This window comes from Paenarthrobacter sp. CC6 (assembly GCF_040560085.1).
GTDB lineage: Bacteria > Actinomycetota > Actinomycetes > Actinomycetales > Micrococcaceae > Arthrobacter > Arthrobacter nicotinovorans.
In genome coordinates this window covers 1-1,265 of record NZ_JARDAN010000047.1, presented here as the reverse complement: position 1 = coordinate 1,265, position 1,265 = coordinate 1, and the positions used below count along the sequence as shown (strand labels likewise).

1 protein-coding gene is annotated in these 1,265 nt (G+C 61.7%); it reads right to left on the bottom strand.

Annotation, left to right across the window (positions count from 1 at the left end; all coding sequences use genetic code 11):
* Nucleotides 1-33 precede the first annotated feature (33 nt).
* Nucleotides 34-1,218: an IS30 family transposase gene (locus PV760_RS21415; protein WP_039243563.1), complete on the bottom strand. Its 1,185-nt coding sequence runs from the start codon at nt 1,216-1,218 to the stop codon at nt 34-36.
* Between the last annotated feature and the right edge of the window lie 47 nt (nt 1,219-1,265).

Here is a 1,265-nt window from a genome sequence, read left to right as displayed (position 1 = left end):
GGCAAAGTCAATTGGTGGGAGCAACGCTGGGGGTTAGGCCGCTTGTAGCAGCTGGTTTAGCCGGTTGGCTGGGGTCTCGAGGTTCAGTGTTGGTCTGGGGCGGCGGTTGAGTTTCGCTGCGACCAGGCGGATGTCCTCGGGGGTGTGCACTGAAAGGTCAGTGCCTTTCTCGAACCAGAACCGCAGGAGCCGGTTGGTGTTTTCGTTGGTGCCGCGCTGCCAGGGCGAGTGCGGGTCGCAGAAGTACATCGTCGTATCGAGAGCGGTCTGGATTTTTGCGTAGTCGGCCAGTTCGGTGCCGCGGTCCCAGGTGATCGACCGGCGCAGGTGATCCGGGAGGGAGGCCATCTCCCGGATCATCGCGGCGGCAACGGTTTCCGCGGTGTGGTCCCCTGGCAGGTGCAGCAGGATCGTGAACCGGGTTGAGCGTTCCACCAAGGTTCCGATCGCTGTCCCGTTGGCGCCGATGATGAGGTCACCTTCCCAATGCCCGGGCACTGCCCGGTCCTGGACCTCGGCGGGACGTTGGCTGATCTTGAAGGCCTCTTTATAGGGGCTGTTGGCGCGCCGGTCAGTGCCGTGGGGGATGCGTTGTTTGCGTTTCAGGCTGAGCTTTTCGGCCAGGTCCGCCCGCAGGTTCCCGCGGGTTTGGACGTAAAGGGCCTGGTAGATCGTCTCGTGGCTCACCTGCATAGTCTGATCGTCACCGAAGTAATACGCCAACATCGAGGAGATCAGCTTCGGACTCCACCCGTCATCCATCCAGACGCCGATCAGCCGGCACAAACCCTCGTCCTTGGCCAGCCTGAAGGGTTTGGGACGGCGCCTGTCCTGATGCGCTTTGGCGTGAGCGACCGAGGCGTAGTACTTCCCGTCCGCGCTCGTGTGGCGTTTGACCTCCCGCCAAACTACGGACTTATCCCGCCCGATCAATGCGCCGATCTTCGCGTAACTGAGGCCCATCCGCACACCCATCTGGATCATGCCTCGCTCTTCCAGACCCAACGCACGGCCAGGGCCCCCGACTGAAGGAGCAGGATCGGCAAGACCTCCGGTAGCACCCCGGTTCACGGTCATCATTAGGCCAGACTGAACCCACCAATTGTGCCCGGTAGCGTGCACCGCCCCGACACGCCGGGCAGCAGTACGAACAGGCATCCCCGCACACACCAAATCAAGAAACTCAGTACGCGCAGCCTTGGGGAACAACTTGACCATAAAACGCTCCATCAATCAGAGCGTTGCAACGACCCTATGACTTTGCC